The 17,827-nt window shown below is 36.7% G+C and carries 16 protein-coding genes; 4 read left to right on the top strand and 12 right to left on the bottom strand.

Going from position 1 to position 17,827, the window contains the following annotated elements; genetic code table 11:
* Positions 1-15: 15 nt before the first annotated feature.
* The 12 genes from ABEG63_RS10445 to ABEG63_RS10390 form a co-directional block, all read right to left on the bottom strand.
* Positions 16-636, bottom strand: a complete 621-nt coding sequence (locus ABEG63_RS10445) for a TMEM175 family protein (protein WP_346584581.1) — start codon at positions 634-636, stop codon at positions 16-18.
* A 320-nt stretch (positions 637-956) separates the two neighbouring features.
* The gene (locus ABEG63_RS10440; protein WP_346584579.1) at positions 957-2,309 is read right to left on the bottom strand and encodes a sigma-54 dependent transcriptional regulator; all 1,353 of its coding nucleotides are present in this window, start codon (positions 2,307-2,309) and stop codon (positions 957-959) included.
* A gap of 16 nt (positions 2,310-2,325) precedes the next feature.
* Positions 2,326-4,572: a histidine kinase dimerization/phosphoacceptor domain -containing protein gene (locus tag ABEG63_RS10435; protein WP_346584577.1), complete on the bottom strand. Its 2,247-nt coding sequence runs from the start codon at positions 4,570-4,572 to the stop codon at positions 2,326-2,328.
* 45 nt (positions 4,573-4,617) lie between these two features.
* Entirely contained in the window at positions 4,618-5,283 is a 666-nt protein-coding gene (locus tag ABEG63_RS10430; RefSeq protein ID WP_346584576.1) for a YoaK family protein, read from the bottom strand.
* Between the two features lie 3 nt (positions 5,284-5,286).
* On the bottom strand, positions 5,287-5,760 hold the full coding sequence (locus ABEG63_RS10425) for a DNA starvation/stationary phase protection protein (RefSeq protein ID WP_267406489.1): 474 nt from the start codon (positions 5,758-5,760) through the stop codon (positions 5,287-5,289).
* Between the two features lies 1 nt (position 5,761).
* A complete protein-coding gene (locus ABEG63_RS10420) occupies positions 5,762-6,187 on the bottom strand; it encodes a DoxX family protein (protein WP_346584575.1) in 426 nt (141 codons plus the stop codon).
* Between the two features lie 11 nt (positions 6,188-6,198).
* Positions 6,199-8,088 carry an amidohydrolase gene (locus tag ABEG63_RS10415; RefSeq protein WP_346584573.1) on the bottom strand — a complete coding sequence of 630 codons (1,890 nt, stop codon included), beginning with the start codon at positions 8,086-8,088 and terminating at the stop codon, positions 6,199-6,201.
* Between the two features lie 6 nt (positions 8,089-8,094).
* Positions 8,095-8,838 carry a M17 family peptidase N-terminal domain-containing protein gene (locus tag ABEG63_RS10410; protein WP_346584571.1) on the bottom strand — a complete coding sequence of 248 codons (744 nt, stop codon included), beginning with the start codon at positions 8,836-8,838 and terminating at the stop codon, positions 8,095-8,097.
* Positions 8,839-9,340: 502 nt separating this feature from the next.
* Positions 9,341-10,726 carry an alginate export family protein gene (locus ABEG63_RS10405; protein WP_346584569.1) on the bottom strand — a complete coding sequence of 462 codons (1,386 nt, stop codon included), beginning with the start codon at positions 10,724-10,726 and terminating at the stop codon, positions 9,341-9,343.
* 19 nt (positions 10,727-10,745) lie between these two features.
* Positions 10,746-11,378: a hydrolase gene (locus ABEG63_RS10400; protein ID WP_312389176.1), complete on the bottom strand. Its 633-nt coding sequence runs from the start codon at positions 11,376-11,378 to the stop codon at positions 10,746-10,748.
* Between the two features lie 300 nt (positions 11,379-11,678).
* The gene (locus tag ABEG63_RS10395; RefSeq protein ID WP_346584567.1) at positions 11,679-11,987 is read right to left on the bottom strand and encodes a phosphoribosylpyrophosphate synthetase; all 309 of its coding nucleotides are present in this window, start codon (positions 11,985-11,987) and stop codon (positions 11,679-11,681) included.
* A gap of 17 nt (positions 11,988-12,004) precedes the next feature.
* Complete coding sequence (locus ABEG63_RS10390) at positions 12,005-12,826, bottom strand: alpha/beta hydrolase (RefSeq protein WP_346584565.1); 822 nt, start codon at positions 12,824-12,826, stop codon at positions 12,005-12,007.
* 399 nt (positions 12,827-13,225) lie between these two features.
* On the opposite strand from ABEG63_RS10390, the gene ABEG63_RS10385 reads away from it, so the two are divergent.
* From ABEG63_RS10385 to ABEG63_RS10370, 4 genes are all read left to right on the top strand, one after another.
* The gene (locus ABEG63_RS10385) at positions 13,226-13,699 is read left to right on the top strand and encodes a DNA starvation/stationary phase protection protein (protein WP_267406993.1); all 474 of its coding nucleotides are present in this window, start codon (positions 13,226-13,228) and stop codon (positions 13,697-13,699) included.
* Between the two features lie 71 nt (positions 13,700-13,770).
* Positions 13,771-14,466, top strand: a complete 696-nt coding sequence (locus tag ABEG63_RS10380; RefSeq protein ID WP_267406995.1) for a LytTR family DNA-binding domain-containing protein — start codon at positions 13,771-13,773, stop codon at positions 14,464-14,466.
* Between the two features lie 94 nt (positions 14,467-14,560).
* Positions 14,561-16,753 carry an ATP-binding protein gene (locus ABEG63_RS10375; protein WP_346584562.1) on the top strand — a complete coding sequence of 731 codons (2,193 nt, stop codon included), beginning with the start codon at positions 14,561-14,563 and terminating at the stop codon, positions 16,751-16,753.
* 4 nt (positions 16,754-16,757) lie between these two features.
* Positions 16,758-17,816, top strand: coding sequence for an NADH:flavin oxidoreductase/NADH oxidase (locus ABEG63_RS10370; protein ID WP_346584560.1), 1,059 nt, complete (start codon positions 16,758-16,760; stop codon positions 17,814-17,816).
* Positions 17,817-17,827: the final 11 nt, after the last annotated feature.

Genomic DNA, 17,827 nt, shown 5'->3' with positions numbered 1-17,827 from the left:
AATGGTTTAAAATACTCAGACTTTCATACTCATTTCAATTTTTCCTGAGGAAAGCGCCCAGAAAATCCAAAGTCCGAGAATAATCATCAGTGAAATAACTGGAATCCAGAAGGAAAATGCCAACGCAATAATGTAAATCGGAAGTCCGTACAGATAGTTATTGTGAATTTTTCTAATGGCTTCATCGGTAATTCCGGGACGTAAAAGTTTTTTGTTTTTACTCGCCAGATACCATAATAAATTGTAGGCTAAATTAATCAGAACAAAAATTCCCGTATAGATCGCCACGACTACAGAAGCTGCTTCGCCATTGAAATATTTTGCCAATAATGCCGTCGGATATGAAACCGCAGAAACGAGAAAAAGAATCAATCCGTTGGCAAACATAATTCCTGAATTCCTGCTGTAAATCTGTTTGAAAATTTTATGGTGATTTACCCACATAATGAAAATACTGAAAAACGAAAGGATAAACGCCAAAAACGTTGGCCATTGATTTTTCATAAAAATTAATATCTCGTTTCCATTGTTAATCGCATCTGCTTCCGGTACATGAAGATCGAGTACCAAAAGCGTGATGGCAATGGCAAAAACGCCGTCGCTGAAGCCTTCTATACGGCCGGTTTCTTTTTCCATGATTTTTTATTTTTTTACTACAATTGTTGGCACTCAACGTCAATTCGAGTAAAATTCTGAAAGAATTTTGTATCGAGAATTTGTTATAAACTAAACTTCTATCTTGTTGATTTTTTATATGTTCTCGATACAATTTTTCTCCACTTTGTTTCGAAAAATCACTCGAACTGACGGAGTTTTTATTATAAAATAAGTACTTTCACTTAATCTAATAAGTGACTTTAAAAGTTTAATTATGTTTTTGGCTAAAGCCTTAGATTTTGCGTTTTTTGAAAGCAGACTAAAGTCCACTTCTATTGAATGAAATTATTCGTTACAATTTATTTATATCCTTTATCAATTCCCAGCTTTTTCATTTTAGAATACAACGTTTGAGGTTGAATTTTCAATAATTCTGCAGCACCGCCAATTCCGGAAACTTTTCCGTTGCAAGTTTGGAGTGCATTCAGAATGTGATCTCTTTCCATTTCTTCCATTGATTTTAACTGTCCGTGAAATGGTTCCGCAGATTGCTCAACCGATTTTGGAAGTTCGAAATTTTCGATTTCAGTGGTTTTTGCCAAGAGAACGCTTCTTTCAATTAAGTGTTCTAGCTCTCGAATATTTCCGGGCCACTTATAGTGTAATAATTGCTCTAAAGCATTTTTACTGATGGAAGAAATGTTTCTTCTCGAAGCTGTTGCATATTTATTCAGGAAAAAATTGGCTAGTAGTTCAATGTCTTCTTTTCTTTCTCGCAAAGGCGGTAATTCTATCGGGAATACATTTAATCTGTAATATAAATCCAGCCGGAATCTGCCTTCTGCCACTTCTTTTTCCAAAGATCGGTTGGTTGCGGCAACAATTCTTACATTGACTTTAAACGTCTTGTTTCCGCCTAATCTTTCGATCTCTTTTTCCTGCAAAACTCTCAATAATTTAACCTGAGAATCTAATGGTAATTCACCAATTTCATCCAGGAAAATGGTTCCGTTATTCGCCTGTTCAAACTTCCCGATTCGCTGTGTATTTGCTCCTGTAAAGCTTCCCTTTTCGTGTCCGAAAAGTTCGGATTCAATTAAAGATAAAGGTAATGCCGCACAGTTGACAATCACGATTGGCTGATCTTTCCGGTCTGATAATTCATGGACAGAATGGGCAATTTTTTCCTTTCCTGTTCCACTTTCTCCGACTACCAAAACCGAAGTTTCTGTTGGAGCAACCACTCTCACTTTTTCAACAACATCCTGAAGAACTTTACTTTTTCCGATAATTCCTTCAATTGATTCGTTGTCTACATTTTGAATGAATTCACATCCTTTTTCAATATCAAAACGATACTTCGCAATATCGAGCATCACAATCAGATCACGCTCACGGAAAGGTTTTACCATAAATCCATACGGTTGTGTTTCTTTTACCGCTTCCAACGTGGTTTGGTTGGTATTGGCAGAAATATATAAAAATGGCAGATTGATCTCACGCAATTCCCACGCAAGATCAATTCCTGTAAGATCGCCTTTCAGCATAATATCAAGCAACACCCAGTCGGGCTTTTTTTCGGCAATAGATTTCCTTGCCTGAACCACTGATGAAGCAATTCCGGTGATTTGGTAGCCCGCCTTTATCAGCATGATTTTAAGATCATTGGCTACAATAAATTCATCTTCTACAATTAATATTTTTTCTTTCATTTTTTATATGATCCACTTACTTTTCGTGAGCTTCAATTTCTGTATTTTTTCTAAATGTTATGGTAATTTTCAATCCGTTGTTGTTTTCAATTGAAAAATTTCCGTCAAGCTGATCGGTTAAGCCCCTCATTAAGTTCATCCCGAGAGATTCAGTTGCATCCATATCAAAACCTGCGGGAAGGCCTACTCCATTATCAGAAATTATTAATTCATAATTATCATTTTCTGTATTTTTAAAAGAGACAATAACTTCTCCTTTTTTATCATCAGGAAAGGCATATTTTGTCGTATTAATCACCGCTTCATTAATAATAAGCCCCATCGGAACTGCCTGTGCGACATCCAAAAAGACTTTTTCTGCATTTACGGTAAATTTAATCTTATTTTCAGAGGAATAACATTCTTTGATATAATTAATTAACTCATACATATACCAAGACATATCGATCATCGACAGGTTATCCGACTGATACAATTTCTGATGAATCAACGACATCGCGTGCATTCTGTGCTGACTGTTCTGAATAGCCATCAAGGCGTCTTCATTATCCAAATAAGCGGACTGTGTATTCAGTAAACTAATGACAATCTGTAAGTTATTTTTAACTCTGTGATGAATTTCTTTTAACAACCATTCTTTTTCAGCGAGGAGTTTTTTAAGTTGCTCATTTTGTTCGTCGATCTGCTTACGTTTTAATTCTAGTTCCTTATTTTTTTTCTTTTTAATCCTGAAGCTGTTGTACAAAATAGCTAAGAAAAGTACCAAAGCCAACAAACTTCCAATAAATACATAGCGAATTACTCTTTCATTCTGAATTTTTGCTTCCTGCAATTTTCGCTGATGTGTAAGCAATTTGATATTTTTATCTTTCTTTTCTGTTTCAAATTGTAATTCCAGAGCTTCAGAATGTTTTAATTTTTCCATATTAAAAAGTGAATCTCTGAATACCTGATGTTGCTTCAAATGTTTTATTGCCGACTCATATTTTTTACTGGCGTGATCGGACTGATAAGCTAAAAGCTCAATCTGAGAATACAGAATAAGCCTGTTCGATTTCTTCGCAAATTCTCTGAATTTATCAAGATAAGCATACGTTTCTTCTACACGATCCGCATTTTGCAGATAAATGATAATCCCGTTGAGCTTATAATAAAGACCGACCTCAGATTCTTTATATTTCTTCAATAATTCATTAAAATAAGGCTCTGCTTTATGAGGTTGTTTTAACAAAGAATAGCAGATGGTAAACATAAAAAGCTGTCTTATTTTAGTCTCTTCATCTGTCGGAGGATACGTTTTTTCAGTTCTTTTTAATGTTCGCAGTGCGTTGCGATAATCTTTTTGCTGACAATATAATGATGCCAGATTATATGTTAAAACATTAATATCACTGATGTTTTTATGTTTAATCGCAATATCCAGCGATTTTTCAAAATTCGCAAAAGCCTGATTATATTTTAAAACATCATAATACGCCAATCCCAAATGATTGTAAATTGTACACCACTGATAACTTTTATCATCCACATCTTCTGCTGTTTTTTCTGCCAACAATGCATATTGTAAAGACAACTGTGAATTTTGTAAAATTCCGTAATTGCCCGATATCAAAGTATAAACACCCTGCAATTCTTTGAAACCGATAGATTTGTAAACATTCACGGCATTTTCGAGGAGCTCCAAAGATTTTTGATTCTCCCCTAAAATGCTGTAATAATCTCCTAAATCTTTCAGGGCATCGCCTTCTTTTTTGAAGAATTTATATTTCTTATAAAGCGAAATCGCAAGCTCAAGATACTTTATTTTCTTTCTGAAATCTTCCTCTTCATATCCTTCATACGCACAGAGTTCACGGTAAATATCGGGAAGAACAGACAAGTTATTCTTTATGGCATAGGAAAGCGCTTCATTGGTCTTTTTCTGAGCCGTTTTAGAATCACCTTTTTCACGAGTAATCTGTGCATCCAACAACATCAGCTTTCCGTTTCCTAATTTATAATCTAAAGAATTGCTCAGTTTCTGAGCTTCCTGTCTCAGCTGATTGGCTTGGTCTATATCTGATTTTACTTCACCTTCTTTCGTAAGATAATAGTCACTTAATCTAATCAGTAATTCAACTTTCTGCGTATTAATTCCGGCTTTACTGATTTCTCTTTCCAACTGTTTTGGATCTTCTTTCGGTTGTCCTGAAGCCAACTGAAAAGCCGAAAATAGCAAGATTGCCGAAGAAAAAATACGCAGATATGTAAAATTGAATTTCATTGTTTAAAGATACTCTATTATCTAATTATTTTCATGCTTTATCAGCTATTTTTCCCGGTGATACAGATAGCAGATAATCATCGCTAAACCTGGTAAAACCAGCGTTACCAAACCAAACTGTTTTCCTGCATAAGCTCCTAAAAAACAGCCCACCAAAAATCCTAAAATGGTAATCAATTGTTTTTTTAAACTTTCTAAAGCTTCCGGATGATGAAAACCATTTTTCAGCAATGTTCCGAAATCCAGAGAAGCCTGAGTTACATTCCCAGTCATCATGGTAGTCGGGCCGTGCGTTTCTTTCGCATATAATTTTCCAAAGGCATTCTGAAGTCCCATCGCAAAAACCGCCATCATGGTTATCGCGTACATCATCCATTCTTCAAAGGCATTATTATAATTTAAAACGGCTACAATTACTCCGCTCAACAATAATAAAAAACCTTCCCAACACAAAATGGTGTAATGATTAAGGGCTTTTCCGGCGATTCTTCCTCCCGCAATTACTGCTAAAATAAAGACGGGGAATGTCAATAATTTTACCCAAGCATGAACATCTGAACCTTTCACAAACTGGTAGGCAAACACGATAAAGTTTCCCGTAACATGGGCAGAAAAAATAGAATCTGCCGCTACGAAAGTCACTGTATCACAATAACCTGCAATCATCGTGAGCAACAACGTAACAAAGCCAATATTATGTTTTATCTCCATGATTTATTTTAAATGTGAACGAAGCATCCACGCCATTTTTTCGTGAGTTTCCAATAATCCGGTGATGTAATCGCTTGTTCCGGCATCTTTAAATTCTACCGCAAAATTTTCTATATTTTCACGTAAATGAATTAAAATACTTTCGTGATCTGATAATAATTCTTTCATATACGTTAAACTGTCATTCGATTCTAAATGACTTTCAGAAAGATGAGTTAACGAAAGATATTCTCTCAACGTCGCCGGAGCGTAATGTCCCAACATTCTAATTCTCTCCGCCAAATCATCAATTATTCCGTCTAACTGCTGATATTGAGATTCAAAAAACAAATGTTTGTTATAAAAATCTTTTCCTTCTACGTTCCAATGCGCTTTTCTTGTTTTGGTGTACAGAATAAATTCGTCAGCTAGCGTCTGTATTAAAATTTCAGCAACTTTTGCCAAATTTTCGTTTTTAATTCCAATTGAAGTTTTCATTTTAAATAAGATTTAATAAATAATAATCGAGTGAATATTTTCCTGCTCCCAAGGCAAGAATTAGTAATAATGATAAGGTGTACATAAAAGGAACATCGCGCACTTCCAAAGAATCTTTTCTGTGAACTACAAAATATCCGATGGCTGTCACACCAATTGTCGGTAAAACAGCGAGCTTTGTTCCCAATCCTAAAATGATTAAAAAAGGAACCACCAAATCTGCAAATGAAGCCACCAAAGCATTCATTTTATCGGGTAAACCGAGCGGATTGGGAATGATTTCTTTCTGTCCGTTTTCCAATCTGAATTTCTTTAAGCCATGAGCTCTAAATAGCTGAACAGCAAAAAGTACACGGAAAATAAGAAAAGCGATGTCGTTAAATGACGATCCTAAATCTGAACTAAGGATCTGTTTTAAAATTTCCATAATTTTTAAGTTTAAAAAGCAAAACATGAACACCCTAAAGCGCCCCAAAATGTGTGATAATTATTCACCGGAAGATTGCTCATTCTCGCTGCATTATGATTATGTTCGTGAACATCACAACTTCCAACACAACTGTGAATTTGAGAAATCAAAGGATCTTTTAAATCTGACTTTGCATTTTTCTCAATTTCCTTTTGAAAATGCCCTCCGACAGGAGAATAACCGTTATACAAATTCGTTGGAGACCAATCCGGAAGAACTGGAATTGATGGCGGTGCAAAGCTTGAAAACTCTCCTTTTGCATACACAATTTTTCCATCTACCACGGTCATTTCTGCTTCAATATTTTTAATATCTTCATCATCCACAGTAAAATAATCCTGATTAAGAATCGCTAAATCTGCAAACATTCCCACCTGAATATCTCCTTTTTTCTCCTGTTCCTGAGAAAACCACGCGCTTCCTTTAGTGTATAATTCCAGCGCGGTTGCTCTATCTAACCTCGTTTCATGATACAATTGAAGTCCGCCAACCGTTTTCCCAACCGTCAGCCAATACATGGAAACCCACGGATTGTAACTGCTTACTCTCGTTGCATCCGAACCACCACCAACAGGTACTTCCATTTCCAGCATTTTTTTGATGGGTGGTGTACTTTCAGCAGCGGCAGAACCATACTGATCGGTAAAATATTCTCCCTGATAAGCCATTCTGCTTTGGATTGCGATTCCTCCGCCGAGCATTTTTACTCTTTCTATATTTTTCTCATCAATCGTTTCGGCGTGGTCAAAAATCCAAGGTAATCCGTTGAATGGAATGTCCTGATTTACTTTTTCAAACACATTTAAAAATCGAGAAATACTTTCATTGTATGTTGCGTGAAGTCTGAAAGGCCAACGGTTTTCAACCAGTAAACGGACTACTTTTTCAAGATCGGCTTCCATATTTTCAGGCAAATCGGGTCTTGGCTGAAGAAAATCTTCAAAATCTGCTGCCGAAAACACCAACATCTCTCCTGCCCCGTTGTGACGATACATATCATCGCCTTGATACAATTTTACCGTATTTATCCAATCGCTGAAATCTTCGAACTCGTGCTTCGGTTTTTGGGTGAATAAATTGTAGGCGATTCTCACTGTTAGCTGTTTTCTTTCATTTAATTCATTCACCACCTGATAATCATCAGGGAAATTCTGGAAACCTCCCCCCGCATCAATGACACTGGTAATTCCGAAGCGGTTGAGTTCCGTCATAAAATGTCTCGTAGAATTTACCTGATGTTCATATGATAATTTCGGACCTTGTGCTAAAGTTGAATATAAAATCATAGCATTTGGTGTTGCGATAATTAATCCTGTTGGTTCACCGTTGGCATCTCTTTCTATATGTCCGCCAGCCGGAGCCGGCGTATTTTTAGTAAAGCCAACTGCTTTCAAAGCCGCTCTGTTCATCAATGCTCTGTCATACAAATGCAGAATAAAAACGGGAGTTTCGGGGGCAATTGCGTTGATTTCTTCCAACGTTGGCATTCTTCTTTCTGCAAACTGGAATTCTGACCAACCGCCGACCACACGAACCCACTGCGGAGAAGGCGTTCTGTCGACCTGATCTTTCAGCATTCGAAGAGCATCGGATAAAGAAGGAACACCGTCCCATCTTAATTCCAGGTTATAATTTAATCCGCCACGAATCAAGTGAATGTGAGAATCATTAATTCCGGGAACGACTCTTTTCTTTTTCAAATCGATCATTTGGGTGGAATCATCTGAAAATTGTTCGCTTAAGCCATCATTTCCAACGGCGATAATTTTACCGTCTTTAATGGCAACTGCGGAAATTTCAGGTGTTTCTTTATTGAAACTGTGAACTTTTCCGTTATATAAAATTAGGTCTGCTTTCATTTTTTCTTATTTGGTGTTTAGTTTTGAAATGGCTTCCTGAATTCCTCCTCCGGCAACGGTAAAAAATGATGGTCCTGCCAGTAAAATCAGCTTCTGCAATTTGATTTTATCTGATAAATGCTGAGCATTTAAATACGTCTGCGTTCTGTAAGCATCGAAAGCTCCCAAAACCACATTTTCTGCCACCAGAGCCGTTGGAGAATCGATTCCTGCATCTTTAATGTCGCTCGCAAAAGAAACGGTTTTCACCTGTAATTTTAACGCTTCTCTCATCGCCACGCTTCCGATTTCTTTCATTAATTCGGCATCGAAAGAATTTCTGTTACCTAAGCCAATCAATAATAATTTTTTAGAAGACAAACTTCCTTTTGGCGGCGCAATAAGCAAGGTTTCTAGCGCATGACCTTTGAATTTCCCGGTTTTTCTGACTTCGGTAACGGCTCCTTTTAATGCGTCATCCAAATGAACCATTCCGTTAAGTTCTTTGGGAAGCGCGGGCGGATTGAAAATATCTCCGTCTGTATATTCGAAAACGCAGGCAATCTGTAAGTCTGCAACTGCGGCAGAAGGCCCCTGAACAAGCCCAACCACAGAAACTCCGTCGACGTTTCCCCAAATTTTTGTGGTTCCGATTGCGGTCTTTGTTTCAGCGGTTTGTGCTGAAATAAAAGTTGTTGTTGAAGTGGTTAAAATCAATGCGGTGAACATTGTTTTAGACCAGCTGATGTATTTTGAAATTGATTTTTGCATAATTAAATGATTTTTGTTTATTGTTGGAAATCGCAAAGGCACAAAGCTTTTTTGCTATTGTTATATTTTAAGGCACAAGGATTTTATCCGTTATAAAATTTTATATTACTTTTTTACTTTTTAAATTCTATTGATAAACTGTCGTCACTTCGAGTAGGTTTTTCAAAAACCGTATCGAGAAGTTTTGTTTAGTGTTCTCGATACATTTTTCTTCATTTCATTACGAAAAACACTCGAACTGACGGTGACAAATCCAAGATGATGATTGATCTTGGAAATATTCGCGTTTAGACCTCTACGGGATGACAAACTTTGGGGTTATTTTCTTCCCTTCAAATTGATGATTGACACCCTAGCCCCGATTGCAACGGCATCCTTTTTGGTTGCGGGCGAAGCGAAGCGGAGCCCGTAATCAAAAAGATACAGTGGAAAGCGGGATTAAGCTTCTTAAAAAGTTTTAGAGTAAGAGTGTTTTAGGGTTTTAGAGTTGATTTTTTTATGATTAAAATTTAAATCCTACGCGAATGTTATAAAAGACACCGCTTTTCGCATTCGGGATAATATCTTCGATAAAAGATCCTTTCTGGAAGTACTGAAACCCACTTACTAAATTGAAATATTTGTTAAAACTATAGGTGAAATTGGTTAAATAAGCTGTTCCGATATATCTTTTGTCTGAGCTGCTTCCGGGACGATTCAGGACACCGCTTGGTCGGTAAACCCCGTCGTTTAGTGAATATCGCCAGTTGAAAACGACATCGACCTGCATTTTCAGTTTTGAGGTTAAATCCAGCGTCGCATAGGGATGAATATCTATTAAATTGACGGGCCCAACCTGTGGACTGAAACCAAAATATCCGCCTTTCGGATACAAAGGATTGAACGTATTGAGCTTTCCATCTTCTTTGGATTTATCTCCAGAAATATAGTCGTTTCGAAGATTGATGCTCGGTTTGAATTTTACATTTTCAAATAGATATCCAATGTCGACAGAACCCGTCCATGCGCTGATGTCTTTGTTTCCAAAAGTTCCGAACTGATAGTCTGCTTCCAGATTATAAATGAATCCGCCGCCATATTTCCAGAGTCTTCCGCCAATAGTATGGCGTTTTTCTTTGGCTGTTCCTACTTCAAAAACAGATTCATCTCTTCGAATTCCAATGTAATATAAATCCAGATTTCCAGCTTTCGGAATAATGATTTTCGAATACGCACCCCAAAGATTGAGCTGTTTTGAGACTTTATTATCAAAAACTCCGGTGTTGATGCTGTCTGCCATCATTGCAAATGCATCTACATAAACATTTTTGTGGGAATACATCGCTTTAGCTCCGGTAAAAGAAAGTCTTGCATTGGGACCTTCTCTTACAGAAATTAATCTTCCCGAACCATAATCCAGTTCCTGTCGCCCCACTCTGAATGTCAGTTTATGATCATTTTTATGAATCAAATCAGCATCAATAAATAGATTCTGAATGCTTAGTTGATCTTCATCAATACCTCTGGAACCATTTTTTCTTCCATTCTGTAAAGCGCTTCGGACTTGTGAAAATATTCTGATATTTTTTCTGAGATGCAAATCTGCATGAAGATCATACCGTTGCAGAAAAAAGTTGTTGTGCCCAATATTCAGTCTGCCCCAATCTTCGTTGTTGAAATCTACATATTCATACCGTGCTTCGCCACCGAAAGACAGATAGATATCCTTCTTTTCATTGAGCGGAAGAAATTTAACCTTATTATAAAAACTATCTGCCGAATCTTTTAAATATTCATAATTCTCATCGTAGCGCAGGAGCTTAAAACTCTGAGCCGAAAGCATTTCTGAACATAAAAGAATCAAAACAATGGTGATTTTAAAAAACGATATGGAAGTAGATTTCAACATTGAAAATTGTATATAAATATTAGTGGTTCAGCATATTGTGAGCGTAGTGAATTCCCAATCCGTAAGAACCGCCGTATTTTTTCATCAGATTCGTTACCGGAACATACGTTTCCTGGCGCGCCCAATCTCTCTGAAGTTCAAGAATATACTGAATAGAAGTCACTGGTTTTACTCCCGCGTGAATCATTCTCTGAACGGCTCTTTCGTGAGCTTCGTCTGTCACATCTCCACAAGCATCGGTGATTACGTAAACATCATAACCTTCTTCAAGCGCAGATAAAGCGGGACCTACGATGCAAACACCTGTCCACAAACCTGCAAAAACAAGTTTCTGTTTTTGAGTTCCCGTGATCGCTTTGTAAGCATTTTCATCTTCCCAAGTATTCATCGTCGTTCTATCGATATATCCTGAAGTTGCGATGGGAAATGCTTCTTCAATTTCCGGGAAAACAGGCCCTGCAAAGCTCTCTTCGGCAACCGTTGTTACGATAGTCGGAACATTGAAAATTTTTGAAGCTCCGCAAACGACTGCAACGTTGTTACGCAGTTCGTTCATGGAAATACTTTTTGTGGCAAATGCCATCTGACCTTCAAAGTCGATTAATACTAAGGCGTGATTTTCCGGAGAAAGTAGTTTTGATGATGGTTTCATATACTTTTATTTTAGTTGTTTGTTACTATTTTATTATTGGATTTGTTGGTTTATCGCAAAGGCTCAAAGTGATTTTAAATTTGATACGTTTTTAAGGCACAAGGATTTTATCTGTGATAAAATTTTGAACCGCTGAGTTTTTGATTTGGTTGAGTTTTTTGATGAGATGCATCACTTCGGGTAGCTTAAAAAAAATCGTATCGAGAAGTTTTTACTATAATCAAAGTTCTCGATACATTTTTCTTCATTCCATTTCGAAAAACACTCGAACTGACGAGGCTTTTCTAATCAAAAAATCAATTAGTTTACAGACAGTTTTTTAATCAGTTCCGTGCTCATTTCATCGGCATAAATTCCATAGGCGCTCGTCATAATTCCTTTAATAGAATGCTTTTCGGAAGCAATTCCATAAACTATATCTTCATCGCCCTGATCGGTATCGCCTTCAAAACGGAAGGTGTATTCTATTTTGAAATCTTTTGGATAGAGATTAAGGAAATTGTTGAGGATGATGCAGTCGTTTTTCAGATTAAAATCTTCTGTAAACCCTTTTTGATTCAGCCACTGAACTGCCTCAGTCAACGTATCAAAAGCTGGCTGTGTATTCATTTTAAAAAATTGTTGAATTATTCTGTGATGAATTCTAATAAATCTTTGTTGATGGTTTCATGCTCTGTAGTCGGCATTCCGTGAGGGAAACCCGGATACGTGATCAACTTTCCGTTCTTTAATAATTTGGCAGATTTTATTGCTGAATTTTCAATCGGAACAATCTGATCATCTTCACCATGAAGCACCAAAACAGGAAGTTCAACTGCTTTCAGATCTTGTGTTAAATCCGTTTCAGAAAATGCTTTAATTCCGTCATAATGAGCTACCATCCCTCCCATTAATCCCTGTCTCCACCAGTTTCTCTGTACACCATCTTTTACATTCGCGCCTTCTCTGTTGTAACCGTAGAAAGGGAAAGTAAGATCATAGTAAAACTGATTTCTGTTGTTTAAGGTTTGTTCTCTGATGCCATCAAAAACTGACATTGGAACACCGTCTGGATTGTTTTCGCTTTGTACCATTACCGGAGGAATCGCACTGATTAAAACCGCTTTTTTTGCTCTGCCGTTGGCGTATTTGTTGACATAACGAATAACTTCGCCACCACCTGTTGAGTGACCGATGTGAACAACGTCTTTCAAATCAAGAAATTCTACCAATTCTGCAGCATCCGAAGCGTATTGCTCGATCGTATGATTGTAAATATTCTGGCTGGAACGACCATGACCTCTTCTGTCATGAGTGATTACTCTATACCCTCTTTGTAAGAAGAAAATTACCTGTGCATCCCAATCGTCAGATGATAAAGGCCATCCGTGGTGAAACATTAATACTGGTCCTTCTCCCTGATCTTTGTAGAAAATTTCTGTTCCGTCTTTTAGTTTTAGTGTACTCATTGTTGTATTATTTTTATTTAAAATTTTTAATTGAATCTATCACCATAATGCCAAAAAACAGCCCAAAACTTTAAAAACACTACCTTTCAAGCACTTAAACAAAAACACGAGTTAAATAAATTTACGAAATACCGTAATTTTATGAAGCGATTTTCAATTTTATATAAAATTCATACAATTGATTCACTTTAAAATTTAAAATATTTGATATTTTTCATTGAGTTTTAAAATTCAACGAAATAAATAAATAAATAAATAAATAAATATAACTTTAATAGCCATTCACCGATTCATTTTGCCCGTTCGTCGAAATTTTTGAAAATTCTTTACTTTTTCATACGACCTTTACTTCAGAAAAACAGCAATAACGCTCGTTTAAAACATTAAATCATACACATCATGAAAGCAAAAATCGGTATCACAGAAAAAAATTCACAAGCAGTTGCAGATCAATTGGCAAAATTATTAGCAGACGAATTTTTATTATACACCAAAACTAGAAATGCCCACTGGAACGTAACGGGAGATAATTTCCACGCCATGCATATTTTCTTTGAAAACCAATACAAACAGCTGGATGACCTCATCGATAGCGTAGCAGAACGTATGCGTAAAATCGGTCATTATGCCCCTGCCACGATGAAAGATTATCTTGAACTGACCCATCTTACAGAATACAGCGACAGAACAAACGACGGTTTAGGATATATGAAAGATCTTTTGAGTGATCACGAAAGCATCATTGATTTTTTACGTGAAAACATCACTCCTTTTGCAGAAAAATACAAAGATTACGGAACGAGTGATTTCATTACAGGTCTTATGGAAACACACGAAGAAATGGCGTGGATGATTCGTTCTTACTTCAGATAAAAGCAGCATCAGAACAGAAAAAAATAGAAAGTAATAAGTATATTTGTAAACAATCATAAATATACCCCACCATGAAAGCCTTAATTGTTGATGACAATGATATAGCGAGAACTACGCTGGCACATTTGGCAAAGCAAATCCCGAATCTTACCATTGTTAACCAATATACCAATGCAATAGACGCCTATCACCATTTGCTGAAAGAGCAGATTGATCTGGTATTTCTGGATATTGAAATGCCTGAAATGACGGGCATTGAGCTTACAAAAACGCTTTCGGGAAAAGATACCATCATTATTTTTACCTCTTCAAAAAAGGAATATGCGCTGGAAGCTTTCGAACTTAATATTGCAGATTATTTGCTGAAACCCGTAATGCCTGCAAGATTTTTACAGGCGATGAGCAAAGCGCAGGCTATTATTGAAAGCAGGAAAGAAAATATTCAGATCAGTAAAGATGAATTTTTGTTTGTAAGAGATTCTAATATTACAAGAAAGCTGAAACTTGATGATATTTTTTATGCGGAAGCAATGGGCGATTATGTAAAATTTTATACCAAAGAAAAAACATTCGTAATCCACGGAACGATGAAAGCCGCGGAAGAGCGTTTGCCAAAGGAAGACTTCATTCGTGTTCACCGTTCTTACATCATTTCGATGAATAAAATTGATACGTTGCAGGATGGCGGCATCATGATCAACGGAAAATTTATCCCTGTGGCAGATGCTTACCGAAAAATTCTTAATACAAGAATGAATGTTTTTTAATTAAGCTTATCCTTATCATCTTTCTATTTCTGTTTAACTGATTGAAGTACAACAATCATCAATATTTATTTTATTTATGCTCAATATTTCTGTCATGGGAAACAAACGGTTCAGTTATTTTATCATCCTTACTTTTATTGCGGGAACACTTCTGTTGATAGCGGTTCAGATCAATTCGGCAAGAAATACGAAAGAACTTATTCATAATAATAATACGTTGCTGAATGAACTTCGATCGAGCAATCATTTACGTGAAATCGACCGTGATATTTTGGGCGTCGAAAGCCGAATAAGAGCCTCAATCGCTACCAATGACACCACACATCTGGAAGGTATCAATCAGAAAATCAATCAGATTGAAAACTTTTTAGATTCTTTATCCAAAGACAATGCTGATGCGGAAGAAGAACGGCTGATCCACAGACTGAGCGTTTTAGCCATGGAAAAGAAAACAACAAAGGAAAGTCTTCTGCACCGTTATCTTACCTTGGGAAATATGGATGATAATACCTCCATTGCCAATCCGCGAGCCAGAGAAATTTCAAACGAAATCACTTCCATTACCGCTAAAATCTACGAAAGCAGACAAAAGCACATGGTTAAACTGAGCAAACAAAGTGAAGAAATGGGCAAAAAAGCGCGGATTTACGATGTGTCTCTGTTAGTTTTATTAATATTGGGTGGTGCCATCGTTGGCTATCATATTCTCCGTCAATTCAAAAGACAAAGATTGTTAATTGAAGATTTAGATATTGCCGAGAAAAAAGCATCCATTGCTGCAGAAACCAAAGAAAATTTCTTAGCTAATATGAGCCACGAAATCCGGACTCCTCTGAGCGGAATTTTAGGATTTACCAATTTACTGCAGAAAAGACTGCTGGATAAGACTTCAGCAGAATTTGTGTCTTCCATTCAAAGTTCGGGAGAGAATTTAATGACGATTATTAATGATATTTTGGATCTCTCAAAAATTGAAGCCGGAATGATGCGCATTACGTCAGGAACCTTTAGTATTAACGGTTTGGTGAATTCTGTGGAAACTTTATTTCTGGAAAGAGCAAAAGAAAAAAAACTGTCTATTTCAAGCAAAGTAGATCCGTCTATTCCAGATACTTTAATTGGCGATGCCACAAGATTGACCCAGATTTTAGTTAATTTAATTGGAAATGCCATTAAATTTACCCTTCATGGAAGCATTACTATTGAAATTTATAATAAACAGCTATCAGAAAATGAAGCGGTGGTCGGTTTTAAAATTTCCGATACCGGAATTGGAATCGATAAAGAAAAACTAAATGAAGTTTTTGAAAGGTTTAATCAAGGCGAAGATTCCATTACACGAAATTATGGAGGAACAGGATTAGGCCTATCTATTGTGAAAAAATTAATTCTTCTACAAAACGGCGATATTGAAGTCATTAGCGAACAGGGAAAAGGAACGACTTTTCATTTTTATATTCCTTATGGCATTTCAAAAGAGCAGCTAAATACAATTCATACAACAAATACACAGTACTTTAAAGATAAAACAAATACGCCTTTGCGTGTTTTGGTGGTTGACGATAATGCCATTAACCAAAGCCTGATGAAACATTTGTTATCCCAATGGAATATCGATTTTGAAATTGTTTCCAATGGTTTGGAAGCGGTTAATTATCTTAAAGAAAACAATTCAGACCTTGTTTTGATGGATATCCAGATGCCACAAATGGATGGTTATGCGGCCACACAGCAGATTCGCGAAGTATTGAATTTAGATATTCCTATTATCGCGATGACCGCACATGCTTTAGCTGGAGAACGTGAAAAATGCCTGAGCCGTGGAATGAACGAATACATTTCTAAACCTATTAAGGAAGAGGAATTATTTAAACTGATTTCAGGTTTTGGCCTGAACGAGACTGAAAAAACGGAAACAAAAAAGACAGAAATTACTTCTCATTACGAGTTCATAGACCTTACGTATATGAAATCGATCAGCAATGACGACAAAGATTTTGAAATAACAGTAACGCAACAGTTTTTAGATAAAGTTCCCAATCATTTGCAGGAATTGAAATCGGCTTATGAAAACAATGACTTCAAATTGCTGAAACTAAGAGCTCACGATTTGAAATCGAGTGTCGCCATTATGGGATTACTGCCTGTATTAGAGGAAAATCTAAATGTTTTGGAATTAACCAACGATGAAAATCTAATATCAAAAAAAGCGTTGGAAGAAACAAAAGATATCTTACTGAAGTCGTTTTTCGAAACCAAATTATTTTTACAGAATATTAAATCTTAAAACAATGAATTTATTCACCCCGATACAACTTCGCAATCTTACTTTAAAAAACAGGATTGCCCTCTCTCCCATGCAGCAATACAGCGCTACAAACGGAGTTCCCGGAAACTGGCACATGGTACATTTAGGAAGCCGTGCCGTTGGCGGCGCCGGATTAATTTTAACCGAATGTACAGCCGTTTCCGAAGAAGGTTTAGCCACATTATATGATACCGGAATCTGGAATGACGAACAGAAAAATGCCTGGAAAAACATCGTTGATTTTGTTCACCAACAGGATGCTAAAATTGGAATTCAGTTATGGCATTCAGGAGCAAAAGGAAGCCTTAAACATCCTAATGAACGAATGAAGCCCTTAACTCCGGAAGAAGGTGCGTGGATTGTAAAATCATCTTCTGCCACAGAAATTAATGGCGTTACTCCTCAGGAATTAACGATTGATGAAATTCAGGAGTTAACCGTCAAATTTGCAGATGCCGCTCTTCGTGCGGTAGATGCTGGTTTTGATACCATTGAATTGCATGCGGGACACGGTTATCTGTTTCACCAGTTTTATTCTCAAGTCATTAATAAACGTCAGGACGAATATGGCGGAAGTTTTGACAATAGAATTCGGTTTTTGGTAGAAACTGTGCAGAAAGTAAGAAAAGTAATTCCCGAAGGAATGCCTTTATTGGTAAGAATTTCAGCGGTTGATTATATCGATTCTGAAGAAGCCTGGACGTTGGAAGACAGCATCGCGCTCTCAAAAATCCTTAAAGAAAATGGTGTAGACCTCATCACGGCTTCCGGTGGAGGATTTACCAATGTGAGCAAAGATAAAGTGTATCCCGGTTATCAGGTTCCTTTTGCGGAAGCAATAAAAAAACAGACCGGAATTTCAACGGGCGCTGTAGGATTAATCACAGAAGCCGAACAGGCCAATACTATTATTGAAAATGAACAGGCCGATTTGGTTTTAATTGCCAGAGAGCATTTACGTGATCCTTATTTTGCGATTCATTCAGCTAAAAAATTAGGTCTCGAAACTGAGGTTCCGTGGCAATATAAAAGAGCTTTTTAACTCAATTAAAA

This window comes from Chryseobacterium sp. C39-AII1 (assembly GCF_039672645.1).
GTDB lineage: Bacteria > Bacteroidota > Bacteroidia > Flavobacteriales > Weeksellaceae > Chryseobacterium.
Note: the sequence above shows the minus strand (reverse complement) of the source record. Positions and strands in the feature narration are given on the sequence as shown.